A 26,404-nucleotide genomic window follows, 5' to 3' on the forward strand; every position below is an offset into this window, starting at 1 on the left:
CCGCTATCAAAATAAAAATAATTGGAGACCAGCATGATTTTCGAAGGACAAGCAGTCAAGGTTGCAGTCGATGATGCCGGCGTGGCAACCGTCACTCTGGATTTGGTCGGTGAATCGGTCAATAAATTCAATAGTCTTACCTTGAATGAATTGGCCGAAGCCGTTACTGCGCTAAAACACATTGACGATCTACAAGGTGTTATATTTGCCAGCGCAAAAGATGTTTTTGTAGTAGGAGCGGACATCACTGAATTTACTTCTTGGTTCAAACTTGAGGACGATGATTTAGCTGATAAATTGCGTCACGCACACAGTATTTTTAATGATATTTCAAACCTATGCTGCCCAACCGTAGCAGCCATCAATGGTGTTGCGCTTGGTGGCGGTATGGAATTGGCGTTGGCGTGTGATTATCGCATCATGGCGAGTACAGCGAAAATTGGTTTGCCGGAAACGCAATTGGGTATTTACCCTGGTTGGGGCGGTACTGTTCGTTTACCTCGTCTGATCGGTGCCGATAATGCTTGTGAATGGATTTGTGGTGGTGCTCAAAAACGCAGTGAAGATGCCTTTAAAGATGGTGCGGTTGATGCCGTTGTGCCTGCTGCGAAAGTCAATGAATCCGCTCGTCATCTTATTCAGCAGGTGCTTGATGGCAAGTTGAATTATCATGCTCGTCGCGATGAATTACGCGCTCCAATGGAATTTACTCCAATTGAAAAAATGATGGTTTTTGAATCTGTTCGTGGTGTAGTTGGTGCGAAAGCGGGCAAACATTATCCTGCACCAATGGCAGCGATTAAAACCATTGAAAAAGGCATTAGCCAAGATATGGAAAAAGCCCTTGATACCGAAATCAAAGGCTTTATTAAACTTGCTAAAGGCCCTGTTGCTAAATCCTTGGTGAACTTGTTCTTAAGTGATCAACAGATCAAGAAAACGGCAGGCAAATACGCGAAAAATGCGACGCCTGTTAAGCAAGCAGCGGTATTGGGCGCAGGTATTATGGGCGGCGGTGTTGCCTATCAGTCTGCGTCAAAAGGCACGCCGATTATCATGAAAGATATTCGTCCTGAAGCCTTAGAGTTAGGTTTGAGCGAAGCGAATAAGCTATTCAATGGTCAAGTAGAGCGCGGACGTTTAACAACCGAAAAAGCCTTTAAAGCCATGAACGCAATTGTTCCTGCTTTGAGCTATGGCGAATTTGAACATGTTGATCTAGTAGTCGAAGCGGTTGTTGAAAACGTCAAAATCAAAAAATCGGTTTTGGCTGAAGTAGAAACTAAGATAGCTGACGACGCTATTTTGACATCGAACACGTCCACTATTTCCATTACTGAATTGGCAAAAGATCTTAAACGCCCAGAAAACTTCTGTGGTATGCACTTCTTTAACCCAGTGCATCGTATGCCGTTGGTAGAAGTTATCCGCGGTGAAAAAACCAGCGATGCTGCAATCGCCAAAACGGTTGCTTATGCTCAAGCCATGGGTAAAACACCTGTTGTGGTAAATGACTGCCCAGGGTTCCTTGTTAACCGTGTGTTGTTCCCTTACTTCGCTGGTTTCTCCTTGATGATGCAAGAAGGCGCGGATTTCCAAGTGGTTGATAAAACCATGGAGAAATTCGGTTGGCCAATGGGGCCAGCTTATTTACTTGATGTGGTTGGTATCGACACGGCTTATCATGCGGATCAGGTCATGGCAGAAGGCTTCCCAGATCGTATGAAGCATGAAGGCACAAACGCAGTAGATTGTTTATTCGAGTTGGAGCGTTTTGGTCAGAAAAACGGTAAGGGTTTTTATACCTACGAGCCAGATCGTAAAGGCAAACCGAAGAAAATCTTTAATGAAGAAATCGATGTTTTGCTTTCTTCCATAGTTGTGTCGAAATCTGAGTTGAGCGAAGACGACATAGTGGCACGCATGATGATTCCACTTTGTATTGAAACAGTACGTTGCCTTGAAGAAAATATCGTGGCATCGGCGGCAGAAGCGGACATGGGATTGATTTACGGTATTGGTTTCCCTCCATACCTTGGCGGTGCTTTGCACTACTTAGACCAAATGGGACTGCAGGCCTTTTGTGACCTTGCAGACAAATACAGCCACTTAGGTAAGTTGTACGAGCCAACCGCAAAAATGCGTGACATGGCGAAGAACAACGACACTTATTACGGCGCATAATTTCCCATAGGCTAGAGGAGAATTTCCATGAAACTGAATCCAAATGATGTCGTCATTATCGACGCTGTTCGCTCACCAATGGGTAAAACGAAAAATGGCGTATTCCGTAATGTACGAGCAGAAAACTTATCTGCAGCGCTAGTAAAAGAATTGTTCAAACGTAATCCAAATGTCGATCAAAAAGACGTTGAAGATTTAATCTGGGGTTGTGTAAACCAAACTCTAGAGCAAGGTTTTAACATGGCGCGTGCTGTGTCTTTGTTGGCTGGCTTGCCTATTACGTGTGCGGCACAAACCGTGAATCGCCTTTGTGGTTCATCTATGTCAGCTATTCATACGGCGGCTCAAGCTATTATGACAGGACAAGGCGATGTGTTTGTCGTTGGTGGCGTAGAGCACATGGGTCACGTTGGCATGATGCATGGGGTAGATGTAAACCCAGCGTTATCAAAACACATGGCGAAAGCATCCATGATGATGGGTGTGACGGCGGAAATGTTGGGTAAAATGCACGGTGTTAGTCGTGAAGCGCAAGACGCCTTTGCGGTACGTTCACATCGTCTTGCTCACGAAGCCACTTTGCAAGGTCGTTTCAATAACGAAATCGTTTCTATTGAAGGTCATGATGCTGATGGCAACAAGATCCTAGTGGAAGTAGATGAAGTCATTCGTCCAGAAACTTCTATGGAATCTTTAGCAAGTTTGGCTCCTGTATTTATGCCGAAAGTAGGTACTGTGACCGCGGGTACATCTTCTGCTTTGTCTGACGGTGCATCAGCTATGTTGATGATGTCTGCGAAAAAAGCCGAAGAGCTTGGTCTAACGCCAATTGCTAAAGTACGCAGCATGGCAGTGGCGGGTTGTGATCCAGCGATTATGGGTTATGGTCCAGTTCCAGCAACGAAAAAAGCGCTAAAACGCGCGGGTTTGACGATTGCCGATATTGATATTGTCGAGCTAAACGAAGCCTTCGCTGCCCAGTCTATTCCAGTACTTAAAGATCTTGGTTTGCTGGATCTTGTCGATGATAAAGTGAACTTAAACGGTGGCGCGATTGCCCTTGGTCATCCGCTTGGTTGCTCTGGTACTCGCATTTCAACGACCTTGCTAAACGTGATGCGTGAAAAAGACGCGACCGTTGGCCTAGCAACCATGTGTATTGGTATGGGGCAGGGTATAGCGACGGTATTCGAGCGCGTTTAAGTAATATTGAACTAAGTACATGAAGTTGTGTGCCTCCTTGCTCTAGAACAGCAAATTGTAATCTCTGTCTTTAGCCCCGCCATGTGCGGGGCTTTTTTTGCTCTGGTGTTTTGTACTATCTTGGTCGATGATAAGCAACACTAACCAAGCGATATCAGATGAGTAAACGAGGATTGTTTCGTGAAAATAGCAATATTAGATGACTATCAAAATAGTGTTAAAGACCTTGCATGCTTCAATGTTTTACAAGGCCATGATGTACATGTATTTAATGAGAGTTTTACAAATGCTGAAGATTTAGTCACCAATCTAAAGGGTTTTGATGCGCTTGTTTTGATACGCGAACGTACGGTTATTTCGGAAGAATTGCTTGCTAACTTGCCTAATTTAAAACTTATTAGCCAAACAGGAAAAATTAGTAATCACATTGATGCCAAGCTTTGCCATAAATATGGTGTGGCTGTGGCGGAAGGTGTTGGTTCTCCGGTTGCACCATCAGAGTTATGTTGGGGTTTGATTATGGCGGCGAGTCGACATATTCCCGAGTATGTAGCACAATTTTCACAAGGTTACTGGCAGCAGTCAGGTTCCTTAGGATTAGGTCGAGTCTTAAGCGGATCTGTTTTGGGAATTTGGGGATACGGTAAAATCGGCCAACGTATCGCACAATACGCGAAAGCTTTCGGCATGAAGGTACTGGTTTGGGGAAGTGAAAGCTCTAGAATGTTGGCGCAAGAACATGGGTTTTTAGCCGCACCATCAAAGGCAGAATTCTTTCAAACTGCAGATATTATAACTTTGCATTTGCGACTCAATGACGTAACCAAAGCTATTGTGACGCAAGCTGATTTGGCTTTGATGAAATCTGACTCTTTGTTAGTGAACACCAGTCGTGCTGAGCTAGTCGAAAATGGTGCTTTGTATCGTGAGATGTCTTCAAATCCAAGTAAACGTGCTGCCGTTGATGTATTCGAAACAGAACCTGCGAATACTAATAATGAGCCTTTGTTGTCTCTGTCAAATGTACTTTGTACACCGCATATTGGTTACGTTGAAAAAGCCAGCTATGAGCTTTATTTCAAAATTGCTTTTGAAAATGTCCTGGCTTTCGCCAATGGTAAAGCGGAAAACTTGGTTATTAACCCATAAATTAGAACAGAGTTAATGTTGCTATTAGCTCCGTTAATTCGTGTTAACATTTCTTGGGTAAAAGTCTTTTAATTAATCCGTGTAATGAATGTCATTGCATTAATGGATATATTTCAAATCACATAGGATGTTTATTATGAAAACTCTTTTGACTGCGTTGTTCATTGCTGTGCCTGCAGCTTTATCCTCCAGTTTGCTAGTTGCTGAAGAAACCACTGAAGCGTCTATTTGTGAAGCCAAAGACATGACCTCAGTGTCTTATATGGAAAACCTTCAGCCTAATAGTGACGTTGATGTAGGGGCGATTTATCAAGCCAAAACCGAGCAGCTCATTGCTTTCGCAGAAAAGTACAATCTTGAGGATTTTCAAATTATTAATCAAGATGCATCAGTAAGCGCGAACTGCTGTGGTAATTATGGCTCACAAATCAGCATGAATTACACAGTGACTTATAAGCCGAGTTATAGTGCTTTCACCGCATTTCATAAATACGGTGGTACAGGAATGGTTTCAACGTATCGTGTTGGTATGGAAAACTGTCCAATCACGAAGTAGTAATTTATTGTATTGCTCTTTAACGGCTATTGTTAAAGAGCAATATGCAACTTTAATCGCACTTTTTTCGTTATTCAGTATCTCTAGACTTTAAAGTTTCCTACTTCATTATTTAGTGTTTTATACAAATCTGTTATTTGTGTGGACTGTTTGTTTATTAGAATTGAGACATCCTTCACACCATCAGTTTGCTCTTTCAATAACATAAGGCTTTGATTTATGTCGTCAGACAAAGTCGCTTGTTCGATTGTAGCTTGGGCTGTTTTTGAAGCCATTTGTTGTACTTTTTCAAAGGAATGATTGAGCGCGTCAAAGATGTTGATGACGTTATCAAAATTTGATGCGGTATTGTCGGCATTATCGCGGCTGTTTTGAGTGGAGATAGAGGACTCTTTAACATTCAGCTTAAGTTGTTCGATGATCGTCTCTATTTCATCCGTACTCTTTTGAGTTCGAGTTGCTAAGGTTCTCACTTCATCAGCGACGACGGCAAATCCTCGCCCTTGCTCACCAGCACGGGCGGCTTCTATGGCTGCGTTTAGAGCGAGTAAATTGGTTTGCTCGGCAATATTTCTAATGACTTCAAGCACAGACGAGATATTCTCTGAGCTTTTTTCTAACTCTTCAGCTCGCTTTAATGACTCTTCGATATTGCTGATTAAGCTCGAAATAGCTTTATGTGATGTATTTACCGCTAGAATACCTTGTTCAGTTAATTGGCTCGAAGTGGTTGCTTCTGTTGCCGTATCTTTTGCTACTTCCGACATTTGTTGATTTGATACGTTCATTTCCTGTCCGGCACTAATCATTGCTGTTGAAGCATTCACTAGAGCATGAGTAATATTGTTTGTGGTTTCAGAAGCGCTTTTTAATTCAGTTGTCATGCTGCCAAGAGCTGATGATTGTTTATGTATATTGCTAATGATTGATCTTAGTTGTTCAACAAAGCCGTCAAATTCTTTAGCTAGATCGCCAAGTTCATCTTTAGCACTTGAGTTGATTCGTTGTGTTAAATCACCATCACCTTCGGCTATCTCTCGAATACGACGCCCCATGCTTTCTACATTTCGAGTAATCTTTAGAGGAATGAGATAGCCAAAAATAAGAGCAATAACAAAGGCTATTGCTGTCACTATCATGGCTATTTCTTGGTTGCGGGCAATATTCTGTTTGGTTATCTCTTCTATTTCTCTGGAATGTTTTCTAACTGTTTCACCAGCTTTGTCCAAGAGTGAACGAATAGCCGCAAATTTTTCATCAGCATTTATTATTTCTTGTGGAAGTTGATTAGACGTTTGGGCCTCAGGAGACTCAAAATGAAGTAGACTCCCTTCAAACCATTCATTGAAAAGTACATCGAATTCACTATAAGGTTTTGTTAGGTCAGTTTCATGAATAAGATAGCCTCGATATGCTCTAAACCTTTCCAATGCTTGCGCAGAATTTAGTTTGAAGTCTTCTTTATTATCAGTACGATCGCCAATGCCATTAATTATTCTTTGTTGTGCTAAACGTGCTTGGTACAAATCTCTATCCGCATTCAATACTTCTGTAATTGCTTCTACATAGTTATTAAGTTCCGCAGCGGAATTTATTTGGTTTTGTATATCATGAGTGTGCTTTCGTAGTTTTTCCCCGGCTTGATCAAGCATATTGCGAATGACTTGGAACTTATTATCTAAAGCTATCATTGTTTCAGAAAACTGAACGCTGCCTTTTGAGGTGTCAATGAGACTCTCACTTGATTTTAGCCATTCGTTATAAAGCGTATTAAAAGAGTCAAAAGGCGCGAGAAGATCTTTTGGTTCGTCCGCAAGGTATTGTCTATAAAGTTGAAAACGATCAAAAACTTGTTGGGCGTTTTCCCTAAAATCGGCTTCATTGCCATTTTTTGGCCCTTGTCCATCGAGCATTTTCTCTTGTGCAAGTCGTGCTTGATATATGTCGCGGTCAGCATTTAACACTTCTGAAATGGCTTCGAAATAATGTTCAGCCTGTAACTTCATATTATTCTTTTGTATGTTGCTCATTAGCATCATAAAGGCAAAAAGAGAGATTAAAATAAGCGAAAGAAAGATGATTGGAAGCATCATCTTGATTCGAATTGAATGGACGCGCATATATAATCCTTTATCATTTTGTAAGTTATTTACAGTCTAGGAAAGGATGTTTGTAAGCGCAAAAAAATCATCAAATTTTGATCTAATCTTTTGTTTTATTAATGACTACTTATTTTGTACTTAATAAAAGTTGGACGTTCAAAAAAGATGAGAGAACTAGATCGCTCACCTTTTTTGAACGGGTTATTGAATTATTGATTATTTTATCGCTTGTGTAATCCAAGGTTGAGTTATCACCTGAGACGGTTGGCGCTGCATAATAATTTCACCGTGACGTACAGACAGTAATACTTCCCCTTGCTGACGCAGGACACTGTAGTCATCATGTCCTTCCAGTAAAATAAAGTTGGCCGCGTTGCCCACTTCTATCCCATATCCCTGCAAACACATAGTGCGAGCACTGTTGTCGGTGATCATATCTAGAGCGCTGGCGTAGTCTTGGTAACCCATCATTTGGCAGATGTGCATGGCGTAATCCAATGTGCGCAGTAGCTTGCCATTCCCGAGTGAGTACCAAGGGTCGAAGATTGAGTCCTGACCCAAACAGATGTTGATGTTGGCTTCTCGAAGCTCTTTGACTCTCGTCACTCCACGACGCTTAGGGTAAGTGTCAAAACGACCTTGTAAGTGAATGCTTTCGGTTGGGCAGGATATAAAGTTAATGCCGGAGTTCTTTAATAGACGAAACAGTTTTGAGCAATAGGCGTTGTCATAAGAATGCATGGCTGTGGTGTGGCTTGCAGTTACTTTAGATCCCATGTCATGAAATAAAGCTTCACAGGCAAGAAATTCTAAAAAACGAGAATTTGGATCATCGATTTCGTCACAATGAACATCCACTAATCGGTCGTATTTTTTTGCTAGCTCTATTATTAATTTGACGGATTTTTCACCCAATTCACGTGTGTATTCAAAGTGTGGAATTCCGCCGACCACATCAGCGCCAATTTCCAAGGCTTCTTCCATCAGCTTTAAGCCATTTGGATAAGACAGCATGCCGTCTTGCGGAAAGGCAACTACTTGTAAATCGATTTTGTCTTTTAGCTCATCGCGAAGAGCACAAAGTGTGCGAACGCCGATTAAAGTCGGGTCTGTTGTATCCGCATGAGTTCGAATTGCTTGTACACCGTTTTGCACCAGTAGTTCTATTGTGGACAATGCACGACGGCGGATGTCGGCTTCATTTAACATTGGCTTGCGCTGACTCCAGCGCTCAATGCCTTCGAAAAGTGTACCGCTTTGATTCCATTCGGGTTCGCCTGCCGTTAAGGCTGCATCAAGGTGAATATGTGGCTCGACAAAAGGCGCACAAACTAATTTACCGTTGGCATCAATTGCATTGTCAGTTGCTGCTAACGTGCTTTCTTGTGCTTCAATTTTACTGAAACGTCCTTCGTCAATGTGGATGGAAAATAGTTCTGGACGTTGGCGTAAATGGGCGTTGATAACGTGCATAAAAAACCTCAATCGTGGTGCAGAGCAGGCGTGCTAGCCTGTTCTTCAATGTTGTGATGGTGAAATAATACTTGTTCAATAAGTAGTGCATTTTGTAAATTGAGTCGTAAAAATGGGTCTTGTAGAGAGTAGCCTAAACGTTGTTCTATTTTATTAAGGCGATAATTTAGTGTATTTCTGTGGACACTCATTGCGTCGGCTGTTTGTTGCAAATGCCCAAAGTGGTTGAAGTAGTGATTTAGTGTGCTTTTCATTTCAAGAGTTGCATCGTCACGAGCAAAGCATAATTCGCCTAAATGTTGCTTGCAAAAATCTGCTAGTAGACCGCGATTTGGAATGGCTGCATATAAACGAGCAATGCCTAGCTGTTCGTAGAAAAAAATACGCTGGTGCTGATGTTTGATTGCGAATTGTAATGCTTGCCGAGCTTGTTCTGTTGCTTCGGCTAACTTATCTAAGCCTGTTTTACGTTCGCTCACACCAATACATAGCACGAGTTGTGGAAAGCGCTTTTGCAACAAGCTTAGTACTTGCTCCAATTCATCATAAAGCTCAGAGGTATCGTTTTCAGTGACAGGCCAAATAGCCAGTAGGTCTTTTTCATAATTTAGAACCGGCCAGTCAATTTGTCTGCGTTTTAAAATGCTGCCTAGGTGTTGTTCTAGTTCATGGTTGAAGTGGAGTAACTGATAATTCGGGTCGTCTGTTTTGGGATTAATATGACTAATTCTTAATGCCAATGTTGCAAAAGGGCAGTTGTCACTGATGCCTAAATCCCCAGCGCGTAAATGGATTAACTCTGGTGCTTGATCAAACCCATTTATTAACTTGGTCAAAAATAGCCGAACTGACTTCCCTAGTAGGTTGTCTTGAACAATAGCATTACTGATGACTTCTGTAACCAGCACCATTTTTAGACTATAAGGCTGTTCTAATATGGGAAGCTGATGCTGATTCGCAAGCTCCAATACACTGTTAGGAATTTGCTGGATAAATTCTGGACCAGTCAAAATAACCAGTCCAGCGACATTGCTATTTACCGCTTCTTTTACCATCTGGCAGAGATTTCTTTCAGTGCGGCGGTGGTTAATTCCGGTCACAAAAACCAGTTCACCGCCACTTACCCAAGGTTGAATCGAATCATTTTCTGCTACATAAGGCCAACGAACAATGCGTTGGCCGCCAGTTAAACCGGCTCGAAAGATAATGCTTTCGAGGCCGGGTAAACGAGGTATGTCTACGCAACAAATACTCATTGATTTCCTAATACGGTTACTGCTTGTCTATGGGATAGAAAAGATAATATGCCATAAGTAACAATTGCCACAAAGACCCCAATAATAGGTGGCATCACCGGAGACGCATAGGCTGCAGCAGACGCAATGACATAAGAGCCAAGTCCAATCCAATTAAAAGCGGGTAGCTTAGCATTGGCTAGCAATGGGTATTGGCCTTTATGGCGCAACAAAAAGTCAGCCATGATTACACCACCAATAGGCGGAATAAATGTTCCCAACAAAACCAGAAAAGGAATGAGGAAGTTGTACATTCCAAATACCGCCATGACTGTGCCAATGGCTGCGCCAGCGACGGTCACAATTCGACGTTTATCAGTTCGAAGAAGGTTACAACCTGCGACGGCAAAGTTGTAAATAGTGTTGTCTTGAGTTGTCCAAATATTGAGAAACAACATAAGTACAGCCAGCACCATAAAACCTTGCGCTAGCATGACGTCGACAATGTCGGCTTGTTGATAAATTAACGTACCAAGCGCACCAGTTAATACCATCAAACCATTGCCTATAAAGAATGCCCCCATAGTTGCCCAAACAGCGACTTTTCCGCTATTAGCAAAGCGACTCCAATTCGTTGCCTGAGTCGCACCGCTTACGAAAGTACCAATAACTAGGGTGATGGCAGCGGTGAAACTCAAACTTTGTGTTGGCTCAATGTCAAACAAGGCGGATATACCACCAACATCGACTAATCCTGTGTAAAGGCTAATTAAAATAAAAACGAGCATGGCAGGAACAGCTACTCTGGATAAAATATCCATGCCTCGAAAACCAATCATGGCGGTAATACAAAAAGCCATGCCGAAGATAATCATTAGGGGCGTTTGCCATGCTTCTGGTATGTCCGTAATTTTGACTAACACAATAGCAAGCGTTGCTGTTCCCCATGCGTACCAGCCAATTTGAGTGAAGCCAAGGATGAAGTCTGCCAACTTGCTGCCAATTTCACCAAAGCAAAACCTCCCCATTAGTACGCTGTTTAGGCCACTTTTATAGGCAATGAATGCTAAACAAGAAGCATAAAGGCCAAGAAGCAAATTACCGATTAGAATAACGAAGAGCAATTCTGAAAATGAAAATGCCGTTCCTAATGTACCCCCGGCCCACATGGTTGCGGTGAAAAAAGTGAACCCAAGCAGAATCACTGCCATGGGGAGTAGCCCTCGGCGTTTATTTTGAGGTACTTCAATTAATGGATAATCTGATTGCGTCATAGTCGTTTCCCATGATGATTAAGTCAAAGTCGCTTATTTTTGGTTTCCTTCGGTATATAAGCAACTTGCGAACCAGTTTTGGATTAATACTATTTCTCTGATGAGTTTATGGCGAGATGACTAAGAATAGTAATAAATGATTAGGCACTTTATACAATTCCTGATTTTACTGAGCCCTAAATGCATATCTTCTTCTATGTTGAGTGCACTATTTAATAGCAATGAAATAGTAGGGTGGCTGGCTTAGGCTATTATCTTCTTAGTTTTTATTTATTAGTTACTCACTCTTTTTAAGTTTATAACTATAGTTAATGAAGCGTTATTGAAAAATAAAATGTTCTAAGCAGCAAGCAGGAGAGACCGCTATGTCTAAAGAAAAAATGTCAAACGAAGGTAAGTGTCCTTTTAATCATGGTGCCGCAGGTGCAAATCAATCATCGGGCCGCGGTACGTCAAACAAAGACTGGTGGCCGAACCAGTTGAACTTAAATATTCTTCATCAGCATTCACCGAAATCTAACCCGATGGGTGAAGATTTTGATTATGCCAAAGAGTTTAATAGCTTGGATCTTGAAGCGCTTCGCCAAGATTTGTTCGCCCTGATGACAGACTCTCAAGATTGGTGGCCTGCCGATTACGGTCATTATGGTCCATTTTTCATCCGTATGGCTTGGCACAGTGCGGGTACTTATCGTACTGCAGATGGCCGTGGCGGCGCGATGTCAGGTACTCAACGTTTCGCACCATTAAACAGCTGGCCAGATAACGTTAACTTAGACAAGGCACGTCGATTGCTTTGGCCTATTAAACAAAAATACGGCAGTAAGATCTCTTGGGCAGATTTGATGATCTTAACGGGTAACTGTGCATTGGAGTCCATGGGATTCAAAACTTTTGGTTTTGCTGGTGGTCGTGTTGACGTATGGCAACCAGAAGAAGACATTTATTGGGGAACTGAGAAAACTTGGCTAGGTGATGCGCCACGTTACTCTGGCGACCGTGAATTGGAAGATCCGTTGGCTGCCGTACAAATGGGCCTAATTTATGTTAATCCAGAAGGGCCAGAAGGTAAGCCTGATACGCTGGCTTCAGCTCGCGATATTCGCGATACCTTTGAACGTATGGCGATGAATGACGAAGAAACCGTAGCCTTGATTGCTGGTGGTCATACTTTTGGTAAAGCCCATGGCGCTGGTGATGCCGCTCAAGTTGGCGTTGATCCAGAAGCGGCTGGTATGGCCGAACAAGGTTTTGGCTGGAGCAATAGTATGGGCACGGGCAAAGGTGTCGACACTATTTCTAGTGGTCTTGAAGGCGCTTGGACGAAAAGCCCAATAGCTTGGGACAATGGTTACTTCGAAAACTTATTTGAATACGATTGGGAATTGACTAAGAGCCCAGCAGGCGCTTGGCAATGGACTCCTAAAGATGGTGTGGCAGCTAATTCTGTTCCAGATGCTCATGACTCATCTAAACGCCATGCGCCAATTATGTTTACATCGGATTTAGCATTGCGTGATGATCCGATATACGCATCGATTTCTAAACGTTTTTATGAGAATCCAGATCAACTTGCCGATGCGTTTGCTCGTGCTTGGTACAAATTGACTCACCGTGACATGGGGCCAGTTGCTCGTTATCTTGGGCCATTGGTACCAAAAGAAGAGTTAGTATGGCAGGATCCGATTCCAGCGGTGACTTACGTAACCGTGAATGATCAAGATATTGTCGATCTTAAAGCAAAAGTTCAGGCTTCTGGTTTGACGGTTGCGCAGCTTGTGTCAACTGCTTGGGCTTCTGCATCGACCTACCGCGGTTCAGATATGCGTGGTGGTGCAAATGGTGCTCGTATTCGTTTAGCACCACAAAAAGATTGGGCCGTAAATCAGCCAGAGCAACTGGCTAAAGTATTGTCTGTTTTAGAAGGCATTCAAGCGGAGTTTAATGGCAAAGATGTTACTAAACAGGTTTCCCTTGCTGACTTGATCGTTTTAGCTGGTTCGGTAGGCGTTGAGCAAGCTGCAAAAGCAGCAGGTCATGATGTGACTGTGCCATTTACTGCAGGCCGTGCGGATGCGTCTCAAGAGCAAACAGATGTGGACTCTTTTGCTTTCCTTGAGCCAGCTGCGGATGGTTTCCGTAACTACTTGAAAGGCAAGTTTACCGTTTCTGCCGAAGAAATGTTGGTAGATAGAGCGCAATTGTTAACGCTTTCTGCACCAGAAATGACGGTATTGTTAGGTGGTTTGCGAGTATTGAACGCCAACGTTGATCAATCTCAGCATGGTGTTCTGACGACGCAGCCAGAAGTGTTAAGCAATGATTTCTTTGTGAATTTATTGGATATGGGAACCAAATGGTTTGCTACTTCTGAAGAAGAGGAAGAGTTCCAAGGTCGTGACCGTATAACTGGTAAGATCAAATGGACAGCAACACGTGCGGACTTAGTATTTGGTTCTAATTCTCAGCTTCGTGCTATTGCAGAAGTCTATGCATGCTCTGATTCACAAGAACGTTTTGTGAAAGACTTTATTGCTGCATGGACCAAGGTAATGGAATTGGATCGATTCGATCTAGCGTGATTTCCTAGCGTTGCCAACACCCAACCCCGCTTCCGTGAGGAACGCGGGGTTTTTTTATATGAATAATTATCGATTGTCTGCTAAAACTTTAGTTGCTACAAAAAACAACTGTTTAAAGGTGGTGATTAATAAGCGGCTGTTATAAATTCACCGGAAGTCGTTATTTTTAAATAATTTGATGCTATTAAGTTTAGTATTGAATTTGCATGGAAGCGGTAACGCTGTTTTAATTTTATTAAATAGGTAGTGAAAAAATGAAGGTCTCCCATAAGGTTGTCTTGTGTGCATCCGTCGTTGTTGTTTTAGCATTCTCATTGTATTCATGGTTGCAATACAGCAGCCTTAGAAGCGCATTGTTTGAGAAAACAACAACCAGCACTCAAGAAAGTAGTAAAGCATTAGCTTTACAGGTTAATAATTGGCTTAAAAACAAAATGGATTTGATTGAAGTCATTTCGCAAACGGTTGATGCGGATTTTAGTACAGAAACCATTCAAAAAGCCTTTGATTTACCTATTTATAAAGATGAATTTATTTTGCTATTTGGTGGCTTAGATATTAACGGTAGCCGGATCACCAATGACCCTAATTGGAATCCACCAGGTTGGGATGCTCGTAAACGTCCTTGGTATGATATGGGCAAGCAGCATAAGCAAGCGGCTTTAACAGAGCCGTATGTCTCTACTGAGGGCGATATTCTGATTTCTGTGATTGCAGATTTTTCTGATCATGGTCAGTTTAAAGGCAGCTTTGGTGGTGATTTAAGCCTTAAAACTGTCTCCGAGGCTGTCAATGCTTTGAATTTTAATAATACCGGTTATGCGTTCTTATTAAGTAAAAATGGAAATATAATCAGTCACCCAAATGCCGATTTAAACGGTAAATCTGTCTCTAATTTGCTTCAAGGTGGTGTGTCAGAGCTAAGTAAAGACCTGGTTGAAAAACAGTTGGCTGATGGTACTCAGGTATATGTATCTTTTAGCCCATTGCCTAATTTATACGGTTCAGATTGGTATGTTGGTGTGGTGTTGGATGAAGATAAATTGTTCGCCAGTGTCCGAGAATTTGGTTGGGTCGCTTTTTGGGGGACGTTAATTGCAGCCTTACTTGTTTCTATTGTGCTGTATTTTGTCGTGACAGGTTTGCTACAACCACTTCGTGCTTTGCATGAATCGCTAAAAGATATCAATGGCGGAGAAGGTGATTTAACCAAACGTCTTGCGATTACCAGTGACGATGAATTTGGTCATGTATCGGGTGAATTTAATAAGTTTATTGATTATTTACAGCGATTAATTGGCGAAGTGAAAAGTCAATCTCGCCATATACGTGAGAATACTGATAAGACGGCAGCATCTTCTGTAGAGTCCTCTAAGCAGTTGTATACGCAGCTTAATGAATTGGATCAGCTAGCTACTGCGATGCATGAAATGTCAGCGACTGCGCATGATGTGGCAGACAATGCTCAAACAGCAGCAAGCCGAGCGAATCAAGCTGATAATGCAGCAAAAGAAGGTGAGGCTATTGTTGATCGCACGACCACTTCGATTGCTGAATTGACTCATAAAATGGGCGATGTAGTTACTACCATTAATGATTTAGTGAAATACAGCGATAATATAGAATCGATTCTTACCGTTATCACCGACATTGCCGACCAGACTAATTTATTAGCCTTGAACGCTGCTATTGAAGCGGCAAGAGCGGGTGAGCAAGGCCGAGGTTTTGCTGTTGTTGCCGATGAAGTTCGAACATTAGCGTCAAAAACTCAAGAGTCGACGGAACAAATTAAGAAGATGATTCAGCAGTTGCAAACTGGCGTAAGAGGAGCAGAAAAAGCTATTCTTGAAAGCAGAGAGGGCGCCAACGTAACGCAACAAATTGCCGATAAAGCCAAGCAATCTTTGGAAGCGATTCGTTTAAGTATTAATGAAATTAATGATATGACAGTGCAGATTGCTGCCGCAGCAGAAGAGCAAAGTGCAACATCCAATGAAATTAACCGCAATACTACGAATATTCGTGATATTAGCCAGTCAGTTTCGGATGCGGCACAAGGTCAATCTGTGCTTTGTGAAACTATGGTTGAAATTACCGTAGAACAAGCGAGATCATTAGATAAATTTAAAGTGTAGATTTTTCTAAGCTTTATAAAAGCGAGCTAGGCTTTTGAGTCTGGTTCGCTTTTTTTGTTCTATTGGTTAACAAAAAAGCATCAGGCAGAATCAATACAAAAAATATCACCATCACTTTTTTTTCATATAATTCGTGTATGCTGACTTTTTTAAAAAGAAGTTGCGTCTATGAAGTTTGAAGGTTTAAAAGCAATTGCTATAGTTGATGGCGTAAAAGGTTTGCTGGCTTTATGCTTGGCGCTGAGTGTCAATTCAATCGCTAAGCAAGATCTTCATCAGCTTGCCGCTCAGGTAATGCAAAACTGGCCAATTTCACCAAACAATTATTATGTTAATTTGCTGTTAACCTTTGTCGAGAAAGCCACTCAGCAAGATCATATATTAGTTATCTCTATTTCTCTGATGTATGCCTGCTTTCGCTTTGTTATAGCATATGGTTTATGGCATAAACTACGCTGGACGGAATGGTTCGCTTTCATCAGTGGTTCACTTTATATTCCCTTTGAGCTCTATGCTATTTACCAAACCCCCAACTTAGTTAACTTTTCAGTACTCTTGTTTAACTTGATGGTTGTTGCTTACTTGTATTGGGTACTTAAGCGTGGTGAAAAAGCGCTATTGATGACCACCAAATAGGAGAGATTTAAGTTTTATGAATATTCGTCCCTACGAAGAAAAAGACAGAAAAGTAGTGATTGCTCTATGGAATCAGTGTGGTTTGCTTGCTCCTCAGAATGATCCGCATAAAGACATCGACCGAAAACTGAAAGTGGATGCCGATTTGTTTCTCGTTGGAGTTGTCGGCAGTGATGTGGTTGCCACAGTAATGGGAGGTTATGAAGGTCATCGTGGCTGGATTAATTATTTGGCAGTTAGCCCAGATCATCAAAGAAAAGGTTACGGGCAAGCGATTATGAAAGCGGTTGAAGGATTAATTATGGCCAAAGGTTGTCCTAAAATTAATTTGCAAGTCCGTAATACGAATCAAGCTGTAATCGCATTTTACAATGCGATTGGTTATGGTCAGGATCAGGTTGTTAGTTTAGGCAAGCGCTTAGAACACGATAACTAATGTTTCCATTCTATTTGTTTGGTATCGCCCATCTTACCGTCGCTGTTTAGTCGATATGCCAAAGCGACGAGTAGGGTTTGAGCCAATGTCATAGAGGAGGTGAGGGAGCGAAATCCCAATACTTCTGCTTCTTTTATATCAAAACAAACGTCTGAAAGTGCCGCCAATGGGCTGATTTTACTATCGGTAATGGCAATGACTTGAGCACCTGCTTGAAAGGCATATTCGCTGACATTCACTGTTTCTTTGGCATAAGGACTGAATGCCGTTGCTATGATAACGTCGTTTTCACGAATATTACTGGCTTGCTCTATTAGCATACCGCCACCGCCATCAATAAGGTGAGTCGTTTTATTTAGGTGCCTCAAGCTGTATGCAAAATAGCTCGAAATAGGAAATGCACGACGTAAACCAATGAGATAAATATTTTGTGCATTTTCGAGTAGATCGACCGCTTTGTTGAGCATCTCTTGAGAAAAATGATGGTTCATGTGATTCATAGAAAACGCATTACTGCTGCTGAACTCTTCTAGAATATGCGATGCATCAATCGTGGTATTGACAGTGCTTTTGCTTAACTTTACACGCTCGCTGTAGCTGGATGTTTGTTCAACGAGCGCTTGTCGAAACAGGTTCTGCATTTCGCTAAAGCCATTGTATTCAAAAGCAGCCGCAAAACGAACCAATGTCGAAGGAGGAACATCACATTGTTCAGCAAGACTAGCTACAGTTTCTAGGGCAACAGTATTGGGATGTTCTAATATAAAACGCGCCACTTGTTGTAAGCGTTTACTTAAGTCGTCATAGTTTCGACTAATGGCTTGTTGTAGTTGGTCAAGAGTAGTTGGCGCGCCCAAAAAGTGGCTCCTAAGTTGTCATAAAACTATCGGTAGAAAGACGAATATTATAGCGATTTTTTATTATAAATACTTGCTGAGAGGTGATGCTGAGGTCGTTCATGACCTCAGCTTTTATTAATAAATTGAATTAACGGAATTCCCCCGCGTATTTTTCAACAAGTGCGATGTTGTCTTTGGTGATGAAGCCAGGACCAGAGTTCACGTCGTTACTTGGAATCAAACCGTAACGAGTGTAAAGCGTCAAGAAGCTGATAGGTAAGTAACCTTGTAAGTAGGGTTGTTGGTCGATAGCAAAGTTAATTCGACCATCTTTAATAGCAGCCGAAATTTCCCCGCTTAAATCAAAAGTACCGAAGTAAATGTCTTTAAGATTGCGGTTTTTTTCCAACGCTCGCAAAGTCGGATGAGCTGAGGTCGGCCCTAAGGTTAAGATCGCTTCAGTATTTGGGTTCTTACGAAGGTAAGCAGATACTTTGGTTTCTACATCGGTCGGATCCGATCCAGAGTCAATCATCTGACTACCAAGTTCAATACCTAAACCTTTGGCAAAGCCCATGCAGCGCTCTACAGACGCTGGGTTGGTAATATAGTGGTTAACACATAAGAAGGATTTCACTCCTTGCTTCTTCGCACGCTCGCCAGCACCAAAACCTGCTGCAAATTCAGGTTGTCCAACATGCAATAACGCACCTAATGCTTTGGATTGTTCTTGTGTTCCAGAGTTCATGGTAATGAATGGAATACCTTTTTTAGAGGCTTTTTCTAATGGTCCTTCTAATGTATCAAAGTCAGCAATAGAAAGCACAATGCCATCAGGGTTAGTGGCCACTGCTTGTTCAACGATTCGTGCCATATCGGCTAAATCGCCGGTTGGTGGGTTACGGTATTCTACGGTGACATTCATATCGGAAGCGGCTTGTTTTACCGCGTTCTTAATCACGTTCCACCATGAGTCAGAATCTGGTGCGTGGGAAATGAACACATAACGTTCACCTTCAGCGTGTGCCGCGGTGGACATTGACATAACGCCTATGGTCGCAGCACCTGCGACTAATATGGCTGTACTTTTCTTCAGAAAGTTTTTCATTACCACTATCTCCGTTTCGTTTAATTATTTTTGTTATTACTTATTTTTGGATTTAGCAAACACGACTTCTGATCTATTTTTAATCAGAATTGAAGTGATATTAGAATGAATATTTCATAATTGCAATATTTTGAAATTTTTTATTCTGGAATGGTGATTTTCTTATATTTATTTGTTTTTAAAGACTTTATTGTTATTTTTTGACAGTTTATCTAGGTTTTTAAGGCATATTTTTTTGTATTTAATGTAAATTTTTATTTTGCCTATTGAATAAAATGAAACAAATATTCTATTATGATTCTATTGTTGAAATGAAAAGACATTAAGCTCTATCGTGTTACTGAGTGCGCTATAAAAAGCAACTTGTGCGAGAGTCAGAGGCGTAACGAGTTGTTAGGCAAATACGACAGTTCACTAGTACACGGTTAGAAATCACAAAAAATAAATATAAAAAAGTAAGGTGTGACGCTATGACTGATCAAACTCAATCGGTTGATTTATCTAAAATGGCAGAAGATAACTCAACAGAAGGAAAATCGGCTGGAGATGAAAGGGTTCGTAAGGTTCCCGCTTGGAAGCGATTGTTGCATCGGCCTGAGTTTGGGGCGATTTCTGGCACAGTATTGGTATTTGTTTTCTTTTTTATCACCGCTGGAGACTCCGGCATGTTTGCCTCAGATGGCATCATGAACTGGACAACCGTATCAGCACAATTAGGCTTGATTGCTATCAGTGCCTGTCTATTGATGATTGCGGGTGAGTTCGATTTGTCGATTGGTTCGATGATTGGTTTCGCTGGCATGATGATGACGATCCCCGCAGTTTATTGGGGCTGGCCTATCTGGGGGGCTATCCTCTTTGCTTTTGCTGGGGCATTGTTTATCGGTTTTTTGAATGGCTATATTGTTGTTAAAACTGGTTTGCCTTCCTTTATTGTTAGTCTTGCTTTCCTTTTCATGTTGCGTGGTTTGACCATTGCTCTGTCTATTCTATTCACTAATCGCACCATAGTTGGTGGTATCGACAAATACGCTGATGGAGATTGGCTCGCAGCCTTGTTTGGTGGAGTGATAGGCAAAAGCCTTTTTGTCTGGTTTGCCAACATTGGCTTGATTAGTTCTTATGACGATGGCACCCCAGTGGTTGAAGGTATTCCTATGGTGATTGTTTGGTGTGTATTCCTAGCAGTCGTTGCAAGTTGGGTTCTATTACGTACGAAATACGGCAACTGGATTTTTGCCACCGGTGGCGATGATAAAGCCGCTCGTAACGTCGGTGTACCAGTTGATAAAGTTAAAATTTCTTTGTTTATGTTTACTGCATTCACCGCTACGGTTTACGCGGCTTGTCAGGTATTTGAGTTTGGTTCCGCATCCGCTGACCGAGGCGTCTTAAAAGAGTTTGAAGCCATTATTGCAGTGGTCATCGGCGGTGCGTTACTGACCGGTGGGTATGGCTCGGTGATTGGTGCGTGTTTTGGTGCCTTGATCTTTGGTGTCGTGCAAATGGGCATATTCTTCACAGGTATCGATTCAGATTGGTTCCGTGTGTTTTTAGGTGCCATGTTGTTAATCGCGGTTTTGTTCAATAACTACATTCGTAAAAAGGTGACAGAGGCCCGACATTAGTGGCGAGCCCAGATTCGAGTTTACTTTTTAGAAAAAGAATTTAGGAGAACAAAATGAGCGAATTTATTATTGAATTGAAAAAAGTGAGCCGCTACTTCGGTTCGGTTATTGCTATTAAAGACATCGATATGAAGGTAAAGCTGGGCGAAGTTCACTGTTTGTTAGGTGATAACGGCGCTGGTAAATCCACCTTGATAAAAACCCTAGCAGGCGTTCACGCGCCAAGCGATGGGCAGTATTTGTTAGAAGGCAAACCGGTGGTTTTTAACTCGCCAGTCGAAGCTCTTGATGCGGGCATTGCCACGGTTTATCAAGATCTGGCATTAGTGCCTTTAATGAGTGTGACACGTAACTTTTTTATGGGACGTGAGATTACCAAAGGGCGTGGAATTTTTAAGCGTTTTGATATTGAAACCGCTAACCAAATTGCTCAAAAAGGCATGGCCGAAATGGGCATTAATGTCCGTGATCCTTCCCAAGCTATCGGCACAATGTCAGGCGGTGAAAGACAGTGTTTGGCAATTGCCCGAGCGATTCATTTTGGTGCCAAGGTATTGATACTTGATGAACCAACCGCTGCACTTGGTGTGAAGCAATCTGCCAATGTTTTAAAAGTCGTTGCGAAAGCCAAAGCCCGAGGCTTGGCGGTGATTCTGATTACTCATAACGTTCATCACGCTTATCCGATTGCCGATCGTTTCACTTTATTGAATCGTGGTCAGAGTCTAGGTTCCTTTATGAAATCCGAAGTTAGCCGTGAAGATGTATTGGAAATGATGGCTGGCGGTCAGGAGCTAGATGAACTTACTGCTGAGTTAGAAGAATTTAGTCGCTTGGATGCTACCGCATAAGGAACGACATCATGACAAATAAACAAATGCGTGTTGGTTTGGTTGGCTCTGGATACATGGGCAAAGCTCATGCGATTGCTTACCGAAATGCGATGGCGGCTTTTGCCATTCCCCAAGGTCAATTGCACTGTGAAATGTTAGCCGATGCAACGCCTGAGTTAGCTAAAACGAAAGCCTTGGAATTAGGTTTTAACCGCTCAACAGGTGATTGGAAAAGCTTAATTAACGACGCTGATATCGATGTGGTTGATATATGCGCGCCGAATTTTTTGCATAAAGAAATTGCTCTCGCTGCCATTGCCGCAGGCAAGCATGTTTACAGTGAAAAACCCTTAGCGCTAAACGCTGATGATGCCAAAGAAATGACTGAGGCGGCAGAAAAGGCTGGGGTGAAAACACTGGTTGGCTTTAATTATATTAAGAATCCAACTGTGCAATTTGCCAAGCAATTAATCGCTCGTGGAGATATCGGCGACGTGGTGCATTTTCGGGGTGTGTTTAATGAAGATTATCTTGCCGACGCGAACTTACCGTTTAGTTGGCGTTTACAAAAGCAATTTGCGGGAACGGGAGCGCTGAATGACTTAGCCTCACACCTTGTGCAATTGGCCATTCATCTTGTCGCACCGATCACGTCATTGTGTGCCGATTTAAAAATTGTTCATCAACAACGTCCATTGTCTCAAACGTCAGATGATTCGAAATCGGGTGTTGGCGAAGTCGAAAACGACGACCAAGCTCATATGATGGTGCGCTTTGCCAATGGTGCTCAAGGTACATTAGAAGCATCACGCATCGCGTGGGGCCGCAAAAATGGTTTGTCGTTCGAAATTACAGGAACCAAAGGAAGTTTAATCTTCGACCAAGAAACCTTGTCAGAATTGTCTTTGTATATTGCTGAAGGTAATCCTCAAACCCAAGGTTTTAAACGTATTTTAGTGGGACCGGAGCATCCTGATTATCAAGCTTTTTGTGTGTCAGCGGGTCATGGATTGGGCTTCAATGATATGAAAGCAGTTGAAATTCGAGACTTGTTCCAAGGTGTTGTTAACAACGCTCCTTTGTGGCCAGATTTTCGAGCCGCGACTCAGGTAAATATCATTCTCGACAGCGTGGTGGAATCCGTTGATAAAAGAGCGTGGGTCGAGGTGGAGCAATACGATGGGGATCACAGATGAATAATAAAAATTTGGATGTTATTTGCTTAGGGCGCGCTGCGGTTGACCTATATTCGGAACAAATAGGCGCGCCATTAGAAGACGTGAGTAGTTTTAAAAAATACCTTGGAGGTTCGTCTTGTAATATCGCCTTTGGAACCTCTCGAATGGGATTGAAGTCTGCCATGCTAACCCGCGTTGGTGATGAACACATGGGGCGTTTTGTGCGCCAAGAGCTCGCGCGAGCTGGTGTGGATGTCTCTCATGTGGTGACGGACAAAGAGCGCTTAACCGGCTTGGTGTTGCTTGGTATCAAAGACAAAGATACGTTTCCATTGATCTTTTATCGTGAAAACTGCGCGGACATGGCAATCAGTGAAGGCGATTTTGATGAAGCCTACATTGCTTCTGCAAAAGCCTTGCTGATTACCGGAACGCATTTTTCTACCAAAGGCACAGATCAAGCCGCTAGAGCAGCCATCAAATACGCCAAAGCTAATAATACAAAAGTGGTGGTCGACATCGATTATCGACCTGTATTGTGGGGTTTGACAGGAAAAGGCGAGGGCGAAAACCGTTTTGTATCGAATGACTCTGTCACCCAGCATTTGCTGTCAATTATGCCTTTGTGCGATTTGGTAGTAGGAACCGAAGAAGAGTTTCATATTGCTGGTGGCTGTGAAGATACCATTGAATGTTTAAAACGTATTCGCAAAGTGTCATCCGCTGAATTTGTGGTGAAGCGCGGTGCCTTGGGATGTTCTGTTTTTAAAGCAGAGATTCCTGAAACCTTGGACGAAGGCATTACTCGTTACGGTGTCACTGTCGATGTGCTGAATGTGCTGGGTGCTGGCGATGCCTTTATGAGTGGTTATTTACGTGGCTGGATTCCTGGCGAATCGACAGAAAATGCTTGTGACTATGCCAATGCTTGCGGAGCGATTGTGGTTTCTCGTCATGGCTGTTCACCTGCTATGCCAAGCCTTGAAGAACTGGATTATTACTTGGCTAATCGCAATGACATTCCAAGACCAGACCTTGATCCAGTGTTGAACTATTTGCATCGTGTCACGACTCAGCGAATGTTGCGTGAAGATCCAACAAAAGAATGGCAAGACATGTGTATTTTAGCTTTCGATCATCGACGTCAATTTGTCGATATGTGCCGTGAAGCGGGTGCGCCTTTGTCACAAATATCGAAAGCAAAGAAATTGATTCTACAGGCGGCTTATCAAGGGGCTTCTGTTTTAGAAGGTAAAGTCGGTGGCACGGGAATTTTGGCTGATGGCACTTTTGCCCAAGACGTTTTGAATGACATTACCGGCAAAGATTTTTGGATCGCTCGACCTGTGGAATTACCCAGCAGCCGTCCGTTGCGCTTTGAATTAGGTAATAACGTAGGGCAAGCGATTGCAACATGGCCAGCCAATCATATTGTGAAATGCTTGGTGTTTTATCATCCAGATGATGAAGTTAGTTTGCGTAATGAGCAAGAGCAAAAGGTCATGGATCTGTATCGTGCTTGCTGCACAACTGGCCATGAGTTGTTGGTGGAGATTATCCCGCCTGTGGGATCGGAGGTAAAAGACGATACTTTGTCTCGCTCCATCGAACGTTTCTATAACTTAGGCGTATTTCCTGATTGGTGGAAACTGCCATCACCAAGTAAAGCCGCTTGGCAAAATATTAGCGACTTGATCAAGGCGCGAGCGCCGTATTGTCGCGGTGTCGTCTTGTTAGGCTTAGATGCGCCAGTGGATGCACTAAAAGCAGGCTTCAAAGCGGCCGCAGGACAAGACATTTGTAAGGGCTTTGCCATTGGTCGAACGCTATTCTCTGAACCGGTAAAAGCTTGGTTAAGAAAAGACATTGATGATGCCATGCTTGTTGAACGAGTGACACAAAACTACTTAGAAATGAGTGCATTGTGGCAGCAGAGAAATGACAGCCAGATGATGAAAAGGAAGGAGGCATAATGGACACAATACGTTTAACAATGGCGCAAGCCTTGGTCAAACATTTGCAGGCGCAATTTACTGTGGTGGATGGTGTGGAAGTGCCTTTGTTTGGTGGGGCTTGGGCGATTTTTGGTCATGGTAACGTGGCTGGGATGGGCGAAGCCTTGGCTCAAGTCAAAGACGAGTTCACGACCTTTCGAGCGCACAATGAACAAGGTATGGCATTAGCGGCTTGTGCCTACGCGAAGCAATATCGTCGTCAACGTATTATGGCCTGTACTTCATCCATTGGTCCGGGAGCCTTAAACATGGTGACGGCTGCTGGCATGGCGATGGCGAATCGGTTGCCTGTGCTGTTTTTGCCAGGTGATGTTTTTGCCACGAGAACGCCTGATCCTGTATTACAACAGGTTGAGCATTTTAATGATCCGACCCTGTCGGTGAATGATTGTTTTCGTCCTGTGTCGCGTTATTTTGACCGAATCAATAGACCAGAACAGCTGATTACCAGCTTGCCTGTTGCGATCAATACCATGTTAGATCCAGCGACTTGCGGACCTGCTACATTAGCATTGCCGCAAGACGTGCAAACCATGGCGTTTGATTATCCAGCTAGTTTCTTTGCGAAAAAAGTTCATAAACTTCGTCGTAATCGTGCCGATGTGGATCAGTTAGCGACAGCGGTTGCCGCGATCAAGCAGGCGAAAAAACCACTGATCTTGCTTGGTGGCGGTGTGCATTATAGCTTGGCACTTGAAGAGGCAACTGCCTTGATTGAGCAATGCCACATTCCCGCTTGTGAAACGCAAGCTGGCAAAGGCGCATTGCCTTGGGATCATGAATTTAATCTTGGTTCGGTAGGTGTAACTGGTTCTAGTGCTGCGAATGCTGCGGCACAAGAAGCGGATTTAATCATCGCTATTGGCACACGTTTGCAAGATTTTACCTCAGCGTCGCGTACCTTGTTTGCCAATCCAGATCACACTTTATTAAGCATCAACGTAACGTCTTTTGATGCAGAAAAACACAATGCCGTGCCCTTAATCGGCGATGCAAAAGTTACGCTGCAAGAGTTGTTGGCTGAGGTTGAAGGTTATCAAACGCCAGCGACTTGGAGCAAAAAAGTGAAAGCCTTGAATCTTGATTGGCTCACTGCAGTGGATCAAGTTACTGCCTTGCCAAAACAAGCAATCGATCATAACTATTTGCCAACTGATGCAAATGTGATTGGTGTGATTAATCGCGCAGCAAGCACCAACAGCACTTTAGTGCAAGCAGCGGGTGGTTTGCCTGGCGAATTGCACAAATTGTGGCGTACTTCGTCAGACCTTGGTTATCACGTGGAATACGGTTTTTCCTGTATGGGTTACGAGCTAGCGGGTGGCCTTGGCGTGAAAATGGCAACGCCTGAGCGTGAAGTGATTGTGATGGTGGGGGATGGTAGTTATTTGATGCTGAATTCTGAAATCGCCACGTCGGTGATGTTAGGTTTAAAGCTCATCATCGTTGTCTTGGATAACCGTGGTTACGCCTGTATCAATCGCTTGCAACAAGCCTGTGGCGGAGAGTCATTCAATAATTTATTGCAGCACTGCCATACCGTAGAAGCAGGTGCACCAAAAACCGACTTTGCTGCTCATGCCAAAGCCTTAGGTGCAAATTCCGAACAAGTGTCTTGTCTTGCCGACTTAGAACAAGCTCTGACTCGAGCAAAAGCCAGCGATAAAACCTATGTGATCGCTATCGATACTGACCCAATACCAAGTACACAAGAAGGCGGTGCTTGGTGGGATGTGGCGGTACCTGAAGTGTCGAATCGTGAGCAAGTGGTCGATGCCGAGCGTCAGTACAAAATAGCCAAACAACAACAACCTTATTAATTTTAACTTTCATTTTTC

At 42.8% G+C, this 26,404-nt stretch carries 19 protein-coding genes; 13 read left to right on the forward strand and 6 right to left on the reverse strand.

Annotated elements, in window-relative coordinates:
• Positions 1–33 precede the first annotated feature (33 nt).
• The 4 genes from fadB (at position 34) to BUA59_RS01205 (ending at position 5,092) form a co-directional block, all read left to right on the forward strand.
• Positions 34–2,184, forward strand: coding sequence for a fatty acid oxidation complex subunit alpha FadB (gene fadB / locus BUA59_RS01190; RefSeq protein WP_072837895.1), 2,151 nt, complete (start codon positions 34–36; stop codon positions 2,182–2,184).
• A gap of 27 nt (positions 2,185–2,211) precedes the next feature.
• Positions 2,212–3,387: an acetyl-CoA C-acyltransferase FadA gene (gene fadA, locus BUA59_RS01195; protein WP_072837896.1), complete on the forward strand. Its 1,176-nt coding sequence runs from the start codon at positions 2,212–2,214 to the stop codon at positions 3,385–3,387.
• Positions 3,388–3,567: 180 nt separating this feature from the next.
• Positions 3,568–4,536, forward strand: coding sequence for a D-2-hydroxyacid dehydrogenase family protein (locus BUA59_RS01200; RefSeq protein WP_072837897.1), 969 nt, complete (start codon positions 3,568–3,570; stop codon positions 4,534–4,536).
• 136 nt (positions 4,537–4,672) lie between these two features.
• Positions 4,673–5,092, forward strand: a complete 420-nt coding sequence (locus BUA59_RS01205; protein ID WP_072837898.1) for a hypothetical protein — start codon at positions 4,673–4,675, stop codon at positions 5,090–5,092.
• Positions 5,093–5,175: 83 nt separating this feature from the next.
• On the opposite strand, the gene BUA59_RS01210 is transcribed toward BUA59_RS01205, so the two are convergent.
• From BUA59_RS01210 to codB, 4 genes are all read right to left on the reverse strand, one after another.
• Positions 5,176–7,212 (reverse strand): methyl-accepting chemotaxis protein, encoded by a 2,037-nt coding sequence (locus tag BUA59_RS01210; RefSeq protein ID WP_084122065.1) that lies wholly within the window; start codon positions 7,210–7,212, stop codon positions 5,176–5,178.
• Between the two features lie 198 nt (positions 7,213–7,410).
• Positions 7,411–8,667, reverse strand: a complete 1,257-nt coding sequence (codA, locus tag BUA59_RS01215; RefSeq protein ID WP_072837899.1) for a cytosine deaminase — start codon at positions 8,665–8,667, stop codon at positions 7,411–7,413.
• Positions 8,668–8,675: 8 nt separating this feature from the next.
• Positions 8,676–9,923 (reverse strand): PucR family transcriptional regulator, encoded by a 1,248-nt coding sequence (locus tag BUA59_RS01220; protein ID WP_072837900.1) that lies wholly within the window; start codon positions 9,921–9,923, stop codon positions 8,676–8,678.
• On the reverse strand, positions 9,920–11,176 hold the full coding sequence (gene codB / locus BUA59_RS01225; protein ID WP_072837901.1) for a cytosine permease: 1,257 nt from the start codon (positions 11,174–11,176) through the stop codon (positions 9,920–9,922). The genes BUA59_RS01220 and codB overlap by 4 nt, the downstream gene beginning before the upstream one ends.
• A gap of 365 nt (positions 11,177–11,541) precedes the next feature.
• Here codB and katG point away from each other — a divergent pair, with 365 nt between their 5' ends.
• From katG to BUA59_RS01245, 4 genes are all read left to right on the forward strand, one after another.
• Positions 11,542–13,758, forward strand: coding sequence for a catalase/peroxidase HPI (gene katG, locus BUA59_RS01230; RefSeq protein WP_217653711.1), 2,217 nt, complete (start codon positions 11,542–11,544; stop codon positions 13,756–13,758).
• Positions 13,759–14,012: 254 nt separating this feature from the next.
• Positions 14,013–15,893: a methyl-accepting chemotaxis protein gene (locus BUA59_RS01235; protein ID WP_072837902.1), complete on the forward strand. Its 1,881-nt coding sequence runs from the start codon at positions 14,013–14,015 to the stop codon at positions 15,891–15,893.
• Between the two features lie 168 nt (positions 15,894–16,061).
• Positions 16,062–16,529, forward strand: coding sequence for a DUF2127 domain-containing protein (locus BUA59_RS01240; protein WP_072837903.1), 468 nt, complete (start codon positions 16,062–16,064; stop codon positions 16,527–16,529).
• 16 nt (positions 16,530–16,545) lie between these two features.
• Positions 16,546–16,965, forward strand: a complete 420-nt coding sequence (locus BUA59_RS01245) for a GNAT family acetyltransferase (RefSeq protein ID WP_072837904.1) — start codon at positions 16,546–16,548, stop codon at positions 16,963–16,965.
• Here BUA59_RS01245 and BUA59_RS01250 read toward each other — a convergent pair.
• Both BUA59_RS01250 and BUA59_RS01255 read right to left on the reverse strand, forming a co-directional pair.
• A complete protein-coding gene (locus BUA59_RS01250) occupies positions 16,962–17,822 on the reverse strand; it encodes a MurR/RpiR family transcriptional regulator (protein ID WP_072837905.1) in 861 nt (286 codons plus the stop codon). The two genes, BUA59_RS01245 and BUA59_RS01250, sit on opposite strands and share 4 nt — an antisense overlap.
• A gap of 130 nt (positions 17,823–17,952) precedes the next feature.
• Positions 17,953–18,912 (reverse strand): sugar ABC transporter substrate-binding protein, encoded by a 960-nt coding sequence (locus BUA59_RS01255; protein WP_175550731.1) that lies wholly within the window; start codon positions 18,910–18,912, stop codon positions 17,953–17,955.
• Positions 18,913–19,382: 470 nt separating this feature from the next.
• Between BUA59_RS01255 and BUA59_RS01260 the strand changes: the two genes are divergently transcribed.
• From BUA59_RS01260 to iolD, 5 genes are read left to right on the forward strand one after another with little or no spacing between them, the layout of a single operon-like run.
• Complete coding sequence (locus BUA59_RS01260) at positions 19,383–20,540, forward strand: ABC transporter permease (RefSeq protein ID WP_084122067.1); 1,158 nt, start codon at positions 19,383–19,385, stop codon at positions 20,538–20,540.
• Between the two features lie 53 nt (positions 20,541–20,593).
• Positions 20,594–21,391, forward strand: a complete 798-nt coding sequence (locus BUA59_RS01265; protein WP_072837906.1) for an ATP-binding cassette domain-containing protein — start codon at positions 20,594–20,596, stop codon at positions 21,389–21,391.
• 11 nt (positions 21,392–21,402) lie between these two features.
• Positions 21,403–22,569 carry a Gfo/Idh/MocA family protein gene (locus BUA59_RS01270; RefSeq protein ID WP_072837907.1) on the forward strand — a complete coding sequence of 389 codons (1,167 nt, stop codon included), beginning with the start codon at positions 21,403–21,405 and terminating at the stop codon, positions 22,567–22,569.
• A complete protein-coding gene (locus BUA59_RS01275) occupies positions 22,566–24,524 on the forward strand; it encodes a bifunctional 5-dehydro-2-deoxygluconokinase/5-dehydro-2-deoxyphosphogluconate aldolase (RefSeq protein WP_072837908.1) in 1,959 nt (652 codons plus the stop codon). Before BUA59_RS01270 ends, BUA59_RS01275 begins: the two co-directional genes overlap by 4 nt.
• Positions 24,524–26,386, forward strand: a complete 1,863-nt coding sequence (gene iolD, locus BUA59_RS01280; protein WP_072837909.1) for a 3D-(3,5/4)-trihydroxycyclohexane-1,2-dione acylhydrolase (decyclizing) — start codon at positions 24,524–24,526, stop codon at positions 26,384–26,386. Before BUA59_RS01275 ends, iolD begins: the two co-directional genes overlap by 1 nt.
• The last annotated feature ends 18 nt before the right edge of the window (positions 26,387–26,404 follow it).

Source organism: Marinomonas polaris DSM 16579 (assembly GCF_900129155.1).
Classification (GTDB): Bacteria; Pseudomonadota; Gammaproteobacteria; order Pseudomonadales; family Marinomonadaceae; genus Marinomonas; species Marinomonas polaris.